General features: G+C 71.7%; 11 protein-coding genes. 7 read left to right on the plus strand and 4 right to left on the minus strand.

Going from position 1 to position 15,181, the window contains the following annotated elements; translation table 11 throughout:
* Window positions 1–3 precede the first annotated feature (3 nt).
* Window positions 4–4,764 carry a translocation/assembly module TamB domain-containing protein gene (locus tag ACJ8AN_RS19455; RefSeq protein WP_407756895.1) on the minus strand — a complete coding sequence of 1,587 codons (4,761 nt, stop codon included), beginning with the start codon at window positions 4,762–4,764 and terminating at the stop codon, window positions 4–6.
* Window positions 4,761–7,010, minus strand: a complete 2,250-nt coding sequence (locus ACJ8AN_RS19460; RefSeq protein ID WP_407756896.1) for an outer membrane protein assembly factor — start codon at window positions 7,008–7,010, stop codon at window positions 4,761–4,763. Before ACJ8AN_RS19460 ends, ACJ8AN_RS19455 begins: the two co-directional genes overlap by 4 nt.
* Before the next feature lie 195 nt (window positions 7,011–7,205).
* Here ACJ8AN_RS19460 and ACJ8AN_RS19465 point away from each other — a divergent pair, with 195 nt between their 5' ends.
* A complete protein-coding gene (locus tag ACJ8AN_RS19465) occupies window positions 7,206–7,463 on the plus strand; it encodes a hypothetical protein (protein ID WP_407756897.1) in 258 nt (85 codons plus the stop codon).
* 19 nt (window positions 7,464–7,482) lie between these two features.
* Here the strand turns inward: ACJ8AN_RS19465 and ACJ8AN_RS19470 are convergent, their stop codons facing one another.
* Together ACJ8AN_RS19470 and ACJ8AN_RS19475 are read right to left on the minus strand one after the other, a co-directional pair.
* Window positions 7,483–7,878 carry a hypothetical protein gene (locus ACJ8AN_RS19470; protein ID WP_407756898.1) on the minus strand — a complete coding sequence of 132 codons (396 nt, stop codon included), beginning with the start codon at window positions 7,876–7,878 and terminating at the stop codon, window positions 7,483–7,485.
* 68 nt (window positions 7,879–7,946) lie between these two features.
* Window positions 7,947–9,494: a 4-alpha-glucanotransferase gene (locus ACJ8AN_RS19475; protein WP_407756899.1), complete on the minus strand. Its 1,548-nt coding sequence runs from the start codon at window positions 9,492–9,494 to the stop codon at window positions 7,947–7,949.
* A gap of 158 nt (window positions 9,495–9,652) precedes the next feature.
* On the opposite strand from ACJ8AN_RS19475, the gene ACJ8AN_RS19480 reads away from it, so the two are divergent.
* From ACJ8AN_RS19480 to ACJ8AN_RS19505, 6 genes are all read left to right on the plus strand, one after another.
* Window positions 9,653–10,234 (plus strand): DNA-3-methyladenine glycosylase, encoded by a 582-nt coding sequence (locus ACJ8AN_RS19480; RefSeq protein WP_407756900.1) that lies wholly within the window; start codon window positions 9,653–9,655, stop codon window positions 10,232–10,234.
* A gap of 35 nt (window positions 10,235–10,269) precedes the next feature.
* Window positions 10,270–10,902, plus strand: a complete 633-nt coding sequence (locus tag ACJ8AN_RS19485; protein WP_407756901.1) for an RNA polymerase sigma factor — start codon at window positions 10,270–10,272, stop codon at window positions 10,900–10,902.
* 60 nt (window positions 10,903–10,962) lie between these two features.
* Entirely contained in the window at window positions 10,963–11,202 is a 240-nt protein-coding gene (locus ACJ8AN_RS19490) for an anti-sigma factor family protein (protein WP_407756917.1), read from the plus strand.
* On the plus strand, window positions 11,199–12,266 hold the full coding sequence (locus ACJ8AN_RS19495; protein ID WP_407756902.1) for a radical SAM protein: 1,068 nt from the start codon (window positions 11,199–11,201) through the stop codon (window positions 12,264–12,266). The genes ACJ8AN_RS19490 and ACJ8AN_RS19495 overlap by 4 nt, the downstream gene beginning before the upstream one ends.
* Window positions 12,267–12,277: 11 nt before the next feature.
* Window positions 12,278–12,901: a DedA family protein gene (locus tag ACJ8AN_RS19500; protein ID WP_407756903.1), complete on the plus strand. Its 624-nt coding sequence runs from the start codon at window positions 12,278–12,280 to the stop codon at window positions 12,899–12,901.
* 135 nt (window positions 12,902–13,036) lie between these two features.
* Window positions 13,037–15,181: a hypothetical protein gene (locus ACJ8AN_RS19505; RefSeq protein WP_407756904.1), complete on the plus strand. Its 2,145-nt coding sequence runs from the start codon at window positions 13,037–13,039 to the stop codon at window positions 15,179–15,181.

Here is a 15,181-nt window from a genome sequence, read left to right on the forward strand (position 1 = left end):
CGCTCAGTAGTCCTTGCTCCAGATGACGTCGGCGCCGCCCTGCTGCGCGTCGCCGTACTCGCCTTCGAGGCTCCAGCGAGGGCTGAACTGGTACTCCAGGCGCACGGCGTTGGCGTTCTCGCGGCGGGTGGTGGACTGGCTCTGCGGGGCGCCGAGGCGTCCGCTGTAGCCGACGTACAGCTCGTCGGTGAAGTACTTGCCCACCTCGAGCCGGGCGCCCGAGAGGCCCTGCTCGCCGGCCTCGATGGTGAGCACGTCGAGCGGGAGCTTCGCGGCCAGGGCCTTGCGCGCCTGCGAGGCCAGCACCGAGCCGAGCACGGAGGCCACCTGTCCCTGGTTCATCGACGCGCCCGAGCCCGCGTGCAGCGTGCGCCGGCCGGTGGCCAGGAGCGTATAGATTTCCGTCTCGGGCAGGGGCGGCTCGCTGGTGGGCTTGATGGTGAAGTCCTTGCCCTGGCCGCGCACGGCGACGAAGACCTTCACGCCGGCCTTCTCGTTGTTGTACTCGGCGGTGGCGTTGATGTACGGCGTGAGGGCCGGGCCGGTGAAGCGCACCTGGCTGGAATTCTGGATGTTGAAGCGCCGGCCGAGCACCTCCACCTCGCCGCGGATGACGCGCACCTCGCCGTAGATGGAGGCGGCGGTGGAGTACTCGACGCGGAAGTTCTCCGACAGGCCGATCTCCGCGTTGACGTCCGAGCCATTCACCCAGAGGTTGCGGGGTGCGTTGATGTTGATCCAGTACTGGCGCTGGGGCTCCTCGCCGGTGTCGCCGCGGCCCGAGCCTCCGGTGCCGGTGGTGCTCCCCGTGCCTGGGCCATTGCCGGGGCTGGCGCCGCCCGCGGGAGGCGCGGTGCGTTTGTCCTTGGTGGGCTGGAGGGGCGTGCCGTTGCACACCAGGACGATGCCCTCGGGCCGGTCGAGCGCCTGCAGGTCCTTGCGCCTGGCGTCGGGCAGGTGGACGTGGGCCTCGGGGATGGAGAGGTTGCGCAGGTTGACGAGCTTGTTGGAGGCCTCGCCCTCGAAGTGGGTGCGCAGCTGGACGAGCGCGAGGAGCTGGTCGTCGTAGACGAGGGGGAAGTCGTCCAGGCTGCCCTCGCCGCTGAAGGCGAACTGTTCCGCCTGGGTGCGCTCGGCCTTGGCCTTGAGGCTCATGTTGCCGCCGCCGCTCGACGCGGAGAAGTCGGACAGCTCGAAGCGCTGGTCGGTGCCGTCGAGCGCCACGTGGATCTTCTGGTAGTCGCCGAGGCCCTCCAGGGCGAGGCGGCCGTCCTTCCACTCGAGCTTGCCGCGGAAGGAGGGGGCCCCGATGGTGCCACCCACGTGCACCTTGTCCATGGCGAGCACGCCGCCGATGGAGCGCACCATGGGCAGGCGCGAGCCGGAGAGGAAGGACAGGTCGAACTGGTGCGCGTCCACGTCCACTTCCAGGGGCGCGCGGGAGAAGTCGAGGCCGCGGCGCACGGCGGACAGGGACAGCTCCTGGGTGGCGTGTCCCCGGGCCAGCAGGGTGCCACCCTTGGGAGAGGCGAGCTGGGCGGTGAACTCGGAGCGGGCCTTGTCGTAGGTGTAGTGCAGGCGCGCCTGGCCGAGGCCCACCTGGCTCACGCCGATGTTCTGCACGCCGGCGGTGAGGTCCATCTGGGGCTCCTCGAGTGTGCCGCGCGCCCGCAGGCTCACCGAGAGGATGTTCTGTTGGTCGGGGAGCTGCTCCTCGTCCTCGGTGGCGCCGGTCCTGCACCGGATGAGGTCGGCGCGGGCCGTGGCGGCGGCGGACAGGCCCATCAGCTCGCGCTGGGAGATGGGCCCGGCGCGGAGGGCGAGCGTGAAGGGAACGCGGCCCACCACTTCCTGGTCCTGCAGGGCGGCGATGGGGGCGTCGACGGTGGCGTCCACCTGGGCGAGCAGGGTGCTCTCGCGGCGCGCGGCGAGCTGGAGCTTCACGGAGGACTCATCCGTGCGCAGCGCGAGCTCGCCGTCGAGCGGCTGGAGGCCATTCATCGTGGCCCGGCGGGCCTGCAGCTTCACTTCGCCCACGGGGGCCAGCAGGGGGCCGGTGAGGTGGGCCGACATCGACACCGTGCCGCCCGCGCGGTCGGCCATGCCGAGCTGCGAGAGGAGCGCGAGCGGCATGTCGTTCAGCTCGGCCTGGAGCTGGCGCATGGGCGTCTCCATCATCTGGGACGCGGTGGGCGGCTTCGCCAGCAGTTGGCCCACGGTGAAGGGTGTCACGAGGGTGGCCGAGGCCTTCGAGCCGATGCCGTGCACATCCAGGGTCGCGCTGAGCGTGGCGTCCTGCTCATCGGAGCGGGCGGTGAGCTCGATGCCGAGCGGCTCGCCACCGACCTGGGGAGGCAGCGCGCCGGGGGCGAGCACCACGGGCGGGTGTTGCTGAGACGGGGTGCCCCAGTAGCGCAGGTTCTCTCCCTTGAGCGCGAGCGCCAGGCGGGGATCATTCGCCAGCCCCTTGAGCGTCAGGGTGCCGGAGAGGATGCCGGTGGCGGACTCGGGCTGGCCGGCCATGCGCAGCGCGGGGCCGATGTCCACGCGCTCCGCGGTCAGCTCCAGGCTCACGGGCTCGCGGCGGTGCAGCATCAGTCCCTGCACGGGCACGTCGAAGGTGGAGGAGACGCGGCCGGCGGGAGCGTTGGCGGCGAAGGTGCCGGTGGCGCGGTCGCGCACGTAGCGGCCCTTCAGGTCGAAGGCCAGGTCGCTGTACTGCTGGTAGCGGCCGCCGCGCAGGGAGAGGTCCACGGTGGTGTCCGGGCGGGGCAGGCGTCCATTCACCGCCACCTGGCCGGAGAGCTGGCCCGCCACGTCGAGCGTGGGCGGCAGGAAGGCCTTGGGCAGCCGCCCGAGGTCGAAGGCCCGCAGCTCGGTGCGCGCGGTGATGCGCTCGCCCTCCATCAACAGCGCCAGCGAGAGGGCCTGCGGGCCGGAGGCGAGGGAGAGCGCGGGCTCCACCTCGATGCGGCCGTTGCCCCAGTCCACGTGGGTGGGGCGCTGGAGGAGCCACTCGGCCTCGGGGTAGCGCAGGGTGAGGGCGTCGAGCCCGAGGCCCTGGTTGTCCTTGTCCACGGTGCCGCGCAGCGACACGAGGAGGTTCGTCGCGCCGCCGGTCGTCACGGAGGCCTCGAGGGCCCGGTCGCGGGTGAGGAGCGAGGCGTTGAGGTTCTCGAAGGTGCGGCCCCCGGTGCTCAGCTTGCTGGCCTTCAGCGTGGCATCCGTGGTGAGGGGCTGGGTGACGTCCGGCACGCGCGCGTCGAGCGAGAGGCCCTGCACGGAGGTATCGGCCCAGGCGAGCGTGTCGAAGCCGCCCTTCAAGCTGACGGCGGGATGGCGGACGGGGCCGGTGACGGTGAAGTCCACGGCGCCGTGGCCCGAGAGGGGCAGGGGCTGGCCGTTGCCCAGGCGCCCCACGGTGTTGGCGAAGGCGTCCAGGTTGGAGGCCACGAGCCGGCCCTCGAGCCGCACGTCCTCCTGGGTGCCACCGCCGCGCGCGGTGAGGTTGACGCCGGGCGCCTGGGCCTGGAGCTGGGAGAGCTCGAAGCGGCCGTCCTTCGCGCTCGCGTGCAGCTCCATCGGCCCGAGCGGCTGGCCGTCGATGCTCGAGGGCGGCAGGGTGAGGTCCACCGTCCCATCGAGCGTCTCCAGGCTCTTGCCGCCGCCGCGCACGCTCAGGTCCGCGGCGAGCACGGTGCTCGGGCCACCGCCCAGCAGCTTCGCGAGGTCCAATCCGCGCACGTGGGCGGTGAGGCCGTCGGTGCGCAGCTTCGCCGTATCGAGCGAGCCCTCCACCTTCGCCGTGCCGTCCGCTGCCCGCGCCTCCAGGTTCACGCGCACGGTGTCCCCGGCCTGCGCCACGCTGCCCGAGAGGGTGACGGGCGCGGCCACGGGGTAGGAGGGCAGGAAGGCGCGGGCCGTCTCGGGCGTGAGGGTGAGCTGCTTCACCTCGGCGCGGGCCTGGTTCTCGCCCTCGGTGCCGCCGTTGGCGCGCAGCGTGAGGCCCGGGGCGTCGAGGTCCACGTCGGCGTTCAGCTTGCCTTCCTGGCCCCCGGCCGTGAGCGACAGGCGCACCGGGCCCGCGAGGGGACGGGCGAGGCTGGCGGTGGCCTCGAGCTTCGCGTCGAGCGCCTCGGTGGCCGAGGCCCAGGAGGCCGCGCCCGAGGCATCGAGGTCATCCAGGCGCACCTCGCGCTGGCCCTCGGGGGCCTGGGCCACGTAGTCGACGGAGCCATCGGTGAGCTGGAGGTCCTCGAGGGTGAAGCGCAGGGTGCCGCGCGGCGCGTTCGGGTCCTCCGGCTTGGGCTGCCGGGGCTCGATGGCGCGCGAGAGGTTGAGGCCGCGCTCGTCCTGGTGGAGGTAGAGGTGCGGCTGCTCCACCCGGGCCTCCTGGAGCACCACGTGCTTGCGCAGCAGCGGGGCGAGCGCCACCCGCGCCTCCACCCTGTCTATCTCCGCCACCAGCTCGCCCTCGGGGTCGTACAGCTTCACGCCGGTGAGCACGAGCGAGCGCAGGCTCAAGTCGAGCCCGCCAATCTCGACGCGGCCCATGAGCTGCTTGTTCGCCTGCTCGATGGCCAGGGCGCGGATGCGGGCCTCTCCAGCGGGCCCGGTGGCGTAGATGAGCGCGCCCACCACGAGCACCAGCACCAGCACGAGCAACCCGAGCAGGCCCCAGAGCAGCCATCGGCCCGGGTGCCGCCGGCGGCGGGGCGGAGGGGAGGAAGGGGCCTCGGGAGGAGTGGGGTTGCCGGTGCTCAAAATGCCTCTCCAATCGAGAGGAAGAAGGTGCAGTAGCCCTCGGGGGCGCCCGCGTATTCCTGCTCCACGTTGACGAGCCTCATGCGGCCGGGGTCGGTGGGGGTGGGGTCCGGCACCCGGCGTTGTTTGACGCCGAGTCCGAAGCAGTCACCCCAGCCGCCCACGGTGGTGGCTCCGCCCGTGGAGGGGTCGAAGATGGGCAGGGGACGGCCGATATTCAACCTCCGGGCGAGGTCCAGCCGCACCGGGCCCACGATGGTGGCGTAGCGCAAGCCGAGGCCCACCGCCTGGTAGTGGTAGTCGCCGAAGATGCGGCTACTCTCCTTGCGGACGTCGTCCTGGTGGGAGCCGAAGTTGAGCGGACCCGCGCCGGCCAGGCCCGAGTCGTGGAAGGCGGCCAGGGTCAGGTCCCCGAACAGCTTGAGGCGCAGCTCCACGGAGGTCTCCACGAGGCTGTTGGCGCCGATGGGGACGACCCGGTCCGAGGGCTGCTCCGCGGTGGGGCTGCTGATGTTCATGGGGGACAGCCGGCGGCTGTTGAAACCGCGCATGGAGGCGCCGCCGCCCGAGGAGAAGCGGTTGACGACGGCGCTCTCCTGCCGGATGCGCTCGCCCGTCTCGTTGGTGACGAAGGGGGTGAGCAGCGTGCCCAGGCGCAGCCGCGCCGCGAGGGTGAAGCGGTCGCTGGCGCCGAAGGTGATGTAGCCGCGCACGTCCGGCATCACGCGCACGAAGGTGAAGTCTCCCTGCAGCGGCCCGCCGCCCTCCTGCAACGACAGCGAGGTGTAGAAGCCACGGCGCGGCGCGATGGGGTTGTCACGGCGGTTCAACTCGGCCACCTGCTCCAGGTAGCTCACCGAGATGTTGCAGGTGCTCACCGTGCCCGCCGGGCAGCCCAGCACGAGCGGGGGTACCGTGGTCTGGTCTCCCACGCCGCGCTGGCCCTCGAGCCGGTAGATTTCCAGGTTGTAGGTGGGGGTGAGGGAGAAGTCCGGATGGGGCTGCCAGACGACGCCGCCCCGGCCGCGACCCCCGATGTAGTTGTACGCCTGCTCCAGGCCCCGCTCCGCGGTGAGGGAGGTCTGCAACCGCAGGTCGCGCGCGAGGAAGCGCGGTTGCTCGAACTCGATGGAGAGCTGGCCGATGGGGCCGTGCGGGGTGGCGACGTTGGGCGCGTCCCCCACGCCGTCCCCATTGGTATCGACCTTGTCGAAGGCGGCGGTGATGTTGGGGATGAAGGCGTAGCCCAGCCGGCCGTTGATGGTGAGGCGGCGCAGGCCGCCCAGGAAGTTGCGGTCCGTCCACTCGCCCAGCACGCGCCCTTCCTGCCGGGCCGAGTCCAGGCCCACGCCGCCACCCAGGCGGATGGAGCGGAAGGGGGCCTCGCGCACGTCCACCACCACCGGCACCATGCGCGACTCGCGGTCCGGGGCGCCGCGGTTGACCTTCACCGCGCCGAAGACGCCCATGCGGAACACGCGCGCCTGGGCCTCGGCCAGGGCCGACTCGCTGTACCAGTCGCCCTTGCGCACCGCGCCCTGGGCCTGCTCGATGATGCGCCGCGGGTTCACCTGCGGGTTGGCGTCCGTGGCCACGAAGATGTTGCCGAAGCGGTAGCGCGGGCCCGGCTTCACCTGCAGGTCCACCTGGGCGCCATGCGTGGCCAGGTCCACCCGCACCTCGCCGCCCACCTCCGCCTCGGCGTAGCCCAGCTCGCGCAGGCGCTGCTTCACCTGCTCCTTCGTCGCCTCCCAGTCCGCCTCGCGGAAGACGCCGCCCCGGGCCACGGGCAGCTCGTCCAGGGCCTTGCGCTGGTGCTCCCCGGGCAGCTCATCCAGGCCCGTCACGTTCAACGCGGTGACCTGGGTGGGCGTGCCCTCGCGCACCTTCACCTCGAGCGCGATGCCGTCCTTGCCCCTGGGCTGCTGCGTCGCCGAGTCGATGCGGGCGTCGTAGTACCCCTGGGCCTGGTAGTAGCGGACGATGCGCTTGAGGTCCGCCTGCCAGGTGTTGGGGTCGAAGTAGTTGGGCCCGACGAAGGGGTTGAGGGGCTCCCACCAGGGCGTCTTGCTGGTGACGATCTTCTCCTTGATGTCCGAGGCCTTGACCTGCTGGGTGCCTTCGAGGTCGAGCTTCACCACCTTGGGCTGATCGGGCTGGGCCCCCGAGGTGGTGGCGCACCCGGCCGAGAGCGTGAGCAGGGTGAGGACGGAGAGGAAGGGTCGAGGGTGCGAGGCGGCGTCCACGGTCGGTACATAACCTGGAAGTCACCCGGTTGACTCGCAAGGGCCGTGGGCTCTCGTCCATCGGACAGTCGACGGGGGCCGGAGGGCATCCGGGCGTGCATAACAGGCCCGTCTGCTCCAGAGTCCGGCCGTATGCCATGGCGAATCCGAGGACTCCTGGGGGCGGCGGCACTCGTGGTGCTCTGCTCCTGTGGTGTGAGCGAAGACGAAGCGGTGCGGCTCAAGGAAGGTCAGACACTGGGGGACCCGGAGGTCGGCCTCCAGTACTGCTCCACCTTCGGGTGCCCCTATGAGGGACAGGCCTGCCTGGAGGTGTTCTTCGAATACGGCAAGTCGCCCGCGCTGTGCCTCTTCCTGGACGTGTGCGAGAAGCTCGAGTGCCAGAAGGAAGGGCGCGAGTGCGCCATCTTCGACGGCTTCCCCGGCCAGGTGAAGTGCATCGACAAGAAGTAGCCGGGCCCGGGACGGCGGCTCAGGGCGTGCCCGAGTCCGGGAGGGCCTTCTCGCAGAAGTAGAAGGTGTCCCAGGCCTCGCGGCACGTGTCGAACTGGGTGAGGGTCCGCTCCCCGCCTTCCTGGGGGACGCAGAACCAGCCGTGGTCCGCGCCACAGGAATAGGCCCGTACCAGCGAGGTGCGGCAGGACTCGGCGATGGTGCCGAGGTCCTTCGTGCAGGTGCGCACGCAGTCTTCCCAGTAGTAGTCGTTGGACGACGCGCAGGTGGCCGCGCCCTGGGTGGGGACCGCCTGGAGCTGCGCGTAGCAGTAGTTCTGGCAGAGCACCTCCTCGGAGGTGGGCGTCTGCTGGCAGGCGGCCGCGAGGGCCCCGAGGCCCCCCAGCAGCACCGGCGTGAGGCGGCGAGTCGTCATACGTCCCCCCGAGGAGAAACGGGCACCGGGCCCCCCGTGGAGAGGGACCCGGGCCGGGTGTGGACGCCTCAGCGGCGGGCCGAGGCGGTGAGGAGCCCCAGGCGCTCGGCGGCCTTGCGCGTCTCCTCGAGGGAGAGCAGATCCTCGACGTTCTGGGTGATGCGGTAGGACCAGTTGGCGTCGCTCATGGAGCCGGGCAGGTTGACGCGGTCGCGCGTGCCGAGCACGTCCTGCCAGGGCAGCACGCACAAGTCACTGCCCGCGTTGAGCGCCGAGGCGAGCATGGCCCGGTGCACGTCCGGGGAGAACTCGCGCGTGGCGGTGACGCTCTGGAACTCGGGGTAGACGCGGGCCACGCCCAGCCGCTCCGCCTCGGTGGCGGCCTCCCACCACTCGGCCACCGTCTCCGTGTCGTGGGTGCCGGTGGTGACGAGCGACACGGCGGGGAACGCATGCGGGTCGCGGTAGACGTTGTCGTCGCGCTCCCAGCGCAGCACGCGGTAGCCGGGCAGGCCCAGGTCCTTGAGGATGGTGCGCACGAAGGGGGGAATCACGCCCAGGTCCTCGGCGACGATGCCCGCGTCCTTGGACAGCAGGCGGAAGTGGCGCTCGCCCTGGGCCTTCCAGGCCGCCTCGTTGTCGGGGATGAAGCGGCCGGTGGGCGTCTTCTCGTCGCGGATCCACTGGCGGAAGTAGCCCACCGCGTGGTCCACCCGGCGCAGGTCGTAGTAGCTGGCGGCCTTGGTGGCGCGCGACTTGAGCCAGCGGTAGTCGTCCTTCTCCATCTGCGCGAAGTCGAAGTAGGGCAGGCCCCAGTCCTGGCCCGTGGCGGAGAAGGCATCCGGGGGCACGCCCAGGCGCGCGTCACGGCGCAGCACGTCCCGGTGCGCCCACCCGTCCGAGCTGTCCTGGCCGATGATGAAGGGCTCGTCGCCGCACAGCAGCACGCCCCGGGCCTTGGCCAGCCCGCGCACCGCGTTCCACTGCACCTCGGCCACCCACTGGAGCCAGGCGTGGTAGCGCACCTCGCGCTCCAGCCGCGCCGTCTCGGCCCCGAGCGCCTGCGCGTGCCTGTCGCGCAGCGGCTCCGGCCACTCCCACCAGGGGGCGTGGTGGCGCTCGTTGGAGATGGCCGTGTAGAGCGCGTAGCTCTCCAGCCACTCGCCCTGCTGCTGGCGCCACTCGCGGAACTGCTGGGCGCGCGGGCCCTGGGGCCACTCGGTGCGCTCGAACTGCTCGAAGCAGCGACGGAAGGCCGCGCCCTTGAGGCGGAAGACGAGCTCGTAGCGGATGCGCGTGGCCGCGCGGGCCTCGGCCAGCATGCGCTTCTCCTCGTCGGAGAGCGCCGCCTCGCCGCCGGTGGCGTGGAACTCGGGCAGCATCTCCAGGTTGATGAAGAGCGTGTTGAGGCCGAACGCCGAGCGGGTGGAGTAGGGGCTGGGGTCGCCCGGGGCCGTGGGCAGCAGCGGCAGCAGCATCAGCAGGCGCTGGCGCGCCGCCTCCATCCAGTGGAAGAGGCCATCGAGCCCGCCGAAGTCGCCGATACCGAAGTCGGTCCTCGAGCGGAGGGAGAAGAGGGGGAGCAGGAGACCGGAGATGCGGCCTGTGGAAGCCATGGTGGGCGCACAATGCACCACGTCCCCCGCGCTGTGAACTGTCCTGGCGGCCCGGCGTGCGGCGGCTGTCCGCCCGGCAGCCCAGGGGAGCTGGCGGGGCCCGGGACGGCTCGCGGACGTTGACGGCAGGACGCGGTGGCGGCATCCGTTTCCCCGCCGTGAGCCTCCCCGTTTCCTTCTATGCGCGCCCCGCGCTCACCGTCGCCCGGGAACTGTTGGGCGCCCACCTCATCGTCGACGAGGAGGGCTGGCGGCGCGTGGGCCGCATCGTGGAGACGGAGGCCTACGTGGGCGAGCACGACCTGGCCTGCCACGCCGCCAAGGGGCGCACGCCGCGCACCGAGGTCCTCTTCGGGCCGCCGGGGCGGGCCTACGTCTACCTGATTTACGGCATGTACCACTGCTTCAACGTGGTGACGGACGTGGACGGGGTGGCCTCGGCGGTGCTGGTGCGGGCGGTGGAGCCGGTGGCGGGGCTGCCGGAGAAGGCGCGGACGGACGGGCCGGGGCGGCTGTGCCGGGCCCTGGGGCTGACGCTGGCCCACAACCGCTGGGATTTGCAGGACCCTCGGCTGCACCTGGTGGCGGGCGCGCCCGTGCTCGAGTCCCAGGTGGCGCGAGGGCCGCGCATCGGGGTGGACTACGCCGGAGAGTGGGCGCGGGAACCCTACCGGCTGTGGGTCCGGGACAGTCAACACGTGAGCCGTGTGCCAGCGCGCAGGCGCGGCGAGCGCGCTTGACGCCGTACGGTGTTGGCTGGGAGGGTGCGCCCCCAATGTCCGACGAGGCCGTCAAGGAAGAGGACCGCCAGCTCGAAGAGGACCGGCAGCACGTGTCCCGGGCCCAGGCCGGCGACATCAGCGCCTTCGAGGCATTGGTGGAGGCCCACCGGGACAGGGTGTACGGCCTGGCCCTGCGCATGACGCGCTCCGAGGCGGATGCCGCGGAGATCGCCCAGGACACCTTCCTGTCCGCCTACCAACACCTCAAGGATTTCCGCGGGGATGCGGCCTTCGGCTCGTGGGTGCACCGCATTGCCGCCAACAACGCGCTGATGCGGCTGCGCCACCGCCGGGTGGTGCAGGCGGCCGAGGAAGAGCTCCAGGGCCCGGAGTTCACCGAGCGGGAGAGCCTGGCCGCCTACCCCGCCCAGGACTGGAGCCGTAGCGCCGAGGGCAAGATTCTCGACGCCGAGCTGGGGCGGGCCATCCAGGAGGCGACCGACCGGCTGCCCGAGGGGTACCGGGAGGTCTTTCTCTTGAAAGACCTGGAGGGGCTCAGTTACGAACAGATCGCCGAGGCGACGGGGGACTCCATCCCCGCCATCAAGAGCCGGCTGCATCGGGCACGGCTCGCCCTTCGCGAAGCGATTGATCGGTTCTACAATCAGGGCGGAGCGACAGGGTGAAACCCATCAGGGGGCTGGGCATCTTCGTGAATGACGAGGCAGCCCACGGCCGAGGTCCGGATGTACACGTGTAAAGACGCCATCAACCTCCTGTTGGACTTCCTCGACGGCGAGATGTCGCCCGAGGATCAGAAGCACCTGCGCGAGCACCTGTCGGGTTGCGCGCCGTGCATCGACTTCCTGCGCACCTACAAGGCCACGCCGGGGCTGTGCAAGCGCGCAATGGCCCAGCAGATGCCGCGGGAAGTCTCCACCAAGCTCACCGATTTCCTGCGCGCCCGAATCAAGTCCGCCTCGTGAAGCTCAATCTGAAGTCGCTGTCGTTGCCGGAGTTGCAGCAGGCCCTCGCCCCCACCGAGCCCTCGCCGGTCGCGGTGCGCAAGGTGTTCGCCTCCGTGTTCGCCCATGGCGCCGAGTCGCTCGAGGCGGTGTGCCAGGCACCCCAGGTGCCGCGGCGCGTCGCCGACTTCCTCCGGCAGAACGCGGAGCTGACGCACCTGGAGGTGGTGGAGCGGCGCAAGGCGGACGACGGCTTCGTGAAGTACCTCTTCGCCTCGCCCCTGGGCGGCCGGGTGGAGGCGGTGCGCATCCCCATCTTCGACGAGAAGTACGTCGTCTGCGTCTCCAGCCAGGTGGGCTGCGCGCTGGCGTGCGACTTCTGCATGACGGGCAAGCTGGGCTTCAAGCGCAACCTGTTCACCTGGGAGATTCTCGACCAGGTGATGCAGATCCGCGCCGAGGCGGACCGGCCCGTGCGCGGCGTGGTGTTCATGGGGATGGGCGAGCCGCTGCTCAACTACAAGGAGACGCTGCGCGCGGCGCAGATCCTCTCCAACCCGGCGGGCTTCGCCATTGCGGGCCCCTCCATCACCTTCTCCACGGCGGGCCATGTGCCGGCCATCCGGCGCTACGTGCGCGAGGGGCACCCGTTCCGGCTGGCCTTCTCGGTGACGAGCGCCATTCCGGAGAAGCGCGCCCAGGTGCTGCCGATTGAAAAGACGCACCCGCTGCCGGAGCTGGTGGAGGCCATCCGCGAGTACTCCACGGTGCGGCGCGAGCGGGCCATGATTGCCTACGTGGCCATCAGCGGCTTCAACCTGGGCCGCGAGGACGCGGTGGCGCTCAAGGAGACGTTCGAGGGCATCCCCATCAAGGTGGACCTCATCGACGTGACGGACCCGTCGGGCAAGTACCTGCCGCCCTCGGCCGAGGAGCTGAAGGCGTTCCGCGATCACCTGCAGATTCTGGGGGCGCCGATTGCCCGGCGCTACTCGGGGGGCAAGGACATTGGCGCGGCGTGCGGGACGCTCGAAGCCTCACAGTACGGTGGCGTCGTGCTGCCGCCGCCCGTGACCGCCAGTTAGTCTGGCGGGACATGGTCGAGTTCTTCGACACCCTCATCACGCACATCGGACTGCTGGGGCTGCTGATGCTGGGCCTCGCGGCGGCGGTGGAGTACGTGGCGCCGCCGTTTCCCGGGGACACCATCACCCTGCTCGGCGGGGTGTACGCCGTGCGGGGCCAGCACCCGTGGCCGCTGGTGTTCCTCGTGGTGGTGGCGGGCAGCGTGGCGGGAGCGCTCATCAACTACCAGGTGGGACGGTGGCTGGTGGGGCGCTTCGAGCGGCGGCCCGGCGAGGCCTTCTTCGGCATCACCCATACGCGGCTGGAGTCGGTGCAGGCGCAGATGCGGCACAAGGGGCCGTGGCTGCTGCTGGCCAACCGCTTCATCCCGGGCGTGCGCGGCTTGATTTTCGTGGCGGCGGGGGCGGCGCACATGCCGCGCACCAACGCGCTGGTGCTCGGGGCGCTCTCGGCGATGGCGCACACGGGCCTGGTGCTGGCGCTGGGCGCGGCGGTGGGCGGCAACCTGGAGAAGCTCGAGGCGCTGATGTGGCAATACCAGCGGGCCATCCTCGGGCTGGTGGTGGTGGGCGTGGTGGCGGTGGTGGTGCGCGCCCTGGCCCGGCGCAAGGCGCCCGTGGCTCCGGAGGGCTGAGGGCTCCGGAGGGCTGACAGCCGCACGAGCATCCGCCCATCTTCTGACGCGAGCGGCACGAGGGCGTGTCGTTCATCCACCAGTCCCCCACGAGGGGCGTTGAGCGTGCGAGCGGGGCCGCGATTCAGTGGTGCCATGCTCCACTCCCGCCCTGGGTTCCTGCTCCTCGTGGCGTTCGTGCTCGCTGGCGGCTTTGGGTGTGACGAGCCCTCTTCCGTGGGTGGCTCTCGCGGCGACTTCCGGGTGGAGCCGCGGGGGCTCGACTTCGGCCGGGTGCTCGAGGGCAATACGGCGCGCGGCTCGGTGACAGTGTCGGCCACGGGGCGCGCCGACGTGACGGTGTCCGCCTCGGTGAAGGGGAGCGCCTTCTCCCTGCCCGCGAGCGAGGTGTCCTTGCCCGGGGCCGGCTCGGTGTCGCTGGAGGTGCTGTTCTCCGCGGGCAATGGCCCGGTGGAGGGCACGTTGGTGCTCTCGGCCGGGGGACGCACGCAGGAGGTATCGCTGCGCGGCGAGGGCGTGCGGCCGTTGGCGTGCGTGCCCTCGGCGCAGTGCCGCCAGTCCCACTTCGAGCTGGAGCCGGGCGTGTGCGTGGAGTCGGAGGCGCCGGAGGGGACGGCGTGCATCGCCCCGAGCCGTTGCCAGGAGAACGGGCGTTGCCAGAGTGGGGTGTGCGTGGGCTCGCCGCGCTCGTGCGATGACGGCAATCCCTGCACCCGGGACAGTTGCTCACCCAGCGAGGGCTGCGTGACCGCGCCGGTGGCCTGTCCCGTGCCCTCCAATCCCTGTCTCGCGGGCGTGTGCGACCGCGAGCGGGGTTGCACCGAGGTGGCGGTGCAGGACCTCACCGTCTGCGGCAAGGTGGACTGTGTCACCGCCCGGCTGTGCTACTCCGGCACCTGCCGCGAGGTGTCCACCCCCGAGGGTTTCCTCTGCGCGCCCTCCACGCCCTGTCAGGGCAAGGGCCATTGCAGGGGTGGCACGTGCGAGCGGCCGGACCCGGTGGAGCTCGAGCCCGCCTTCTCCCAGGATCTCGGGGGCGAGCCCTCCTCCGAGCCGGGTGGGCCGGTGTTGCTCTCCCGGGGCGATGCCCTCTTCGCCTCGGTGTGTGGGGGCGATGCGGGCTGCCGGCTGGTCTCGTACACGGGCGAGGGTTTCCTCCGCTACGAGACGCCCTACCCGGAGGAGGTGGCGCGGGCGCTGCTCGCCGTCTCGGACGCGGGCGTGGTGCTGCACGAGTCCGAGAGTCTCGCGTCCTACGCGTCCTCGGCGACGGGGGCCTTCCTGTGGCGCCTCCCACTCACGCGCTTCGAGCCACCGCCCGGCGCCGGAGCCCTCGTTCCCACCACGGGGGCGGGGCGTGTCGCGCTGGGCTCCGAGGGAAACGTGGTGTCGCTCGTGTCGTGGGCGCCGCCGGAAGTGACGGATGGGGGCGGGGTGGGGGAGGGGGACGCGGGAGCGGCGTTGGTGGTGCTCGCACCGGACGGGGGCGTGCTGCGCTCGGGCGCGGTGGAGGGCTTCACGGGAGAGGCGCGGGTGGCCCTGGACTCGCACGGCGGCGTGTTCCTCTTCGCGCCGGGCGGGCCGCTGGTGCGCGCCGAGCCGGAGGACGGGGGCATGGGCTTCCGGACCATTCCACTGCTCGCGGAGGTGCCGGAGTCGGGGGCCTCGCTCGCGGTGGCGGGGGAGCGGCTCTTCGCTGGAGCGCGGGCCTTCGTGGACTCGGATGGGGGAGTGCCCGTCGCGGCGGACTGGGACGCGGGGATGCTGGGCGTGCAGCCGCTCGCCGAGCCCGTGCTGCTGCTGGACGACACCGGCTATGCCTTCGCCCGCACCTGTTCGCGCACCGACGGCACGGCGTGCACCCCGGAGGAGGAGGGGCTCTTGCTGCGCGCGTTCGACGCTCGGGCGGGCGCGGTGCGCTGGGAGACGTCCGTGCTGCCAGACGAGGCCCCGGGGGTGTTGCACGAGGCCGCGCTGCTCCAGGGAGGCGCGATGCTGCCGGGGAGCGCGGTGGGCGCGGTGACGAGCGCGCGGCTCGGGGGCGAGACGCGCACGCACGTGCAGCTCTTCTCCGAGGGCCAGCGGCTGATGATGTGCCCGCTGCGAGGCACTCCCCGCGTGGCCGGTGCCGTGTGGGCGGGGAGCTTCGTCTACATCGCGCTCGAGCGCGAGGGCACCTGGCGGCTGGAGGCGTTCGACCTCGGGGGGCTCGTCACGGCGGAGACGCGCGGATGGCCCCAGGGCTCCGGCGTCTCCGGTTCGCGGCGCGCACGCCCCTGA

Source organism: Archangium sp. (assembly GCF_045802675.1).
Classification (GTDB): domain Bacteria; phylum Myxococcota; class Myxococcia; order Myxococcales; family Myxococcaceae; genus Archangium.